Source organism: Nodularia chucula CCY0103 (assembly GCF_963923915.1).
Taxonomy (GTDB): Bacteria; Cyanobacteriota; Cyanobacteriia; order Cyanobacteriales; family Nostocaceae; genus Nodularia; species Nodularia chucula.
The window spans coordinates 1-239 of sequence record NZ_CAWUOL010000271.1; the positions used below are offsets into that span (position 1 = coordinate 1).

Consider the following 239-nt stretch of genomic DNA (forward strand, 5'->3'; position numbering starts at 1 on the left):
GGGCGGAAGCGGCCGGGGCCGAGGGGGCGCTGGCGGGGCTCGCCATCGCTCTGGACGAAGGCTTGATCACGAGCGTCGAGGCGGAGCGGCGGGCGCGCGGCCCGCGCAGGCGCCGGGGGCGGGCCATGAGATTCGCCGAACTGCTGGACGCCATCGCCGATCCGTCTGTCTTCCTGTCTCAGGCCCAGCCTGCCGACACCATATTGTGCCGGTGCGAGGATGTGACGCAGGGCGCTGTC

Annotated in this window: 1 protein-coding gene; it reads left to right on the plus strand. The window is 72.8% G+C overall.

What is annotated here, in order from left to right; translation table 11 throughout:
• On the plus strand, nucleotides 1-239 hold a 239-nt coding region (locus tag ACM0OP_RS24515), incomplete at both ends, for a hypothetical protein (protein WP_462362473.1).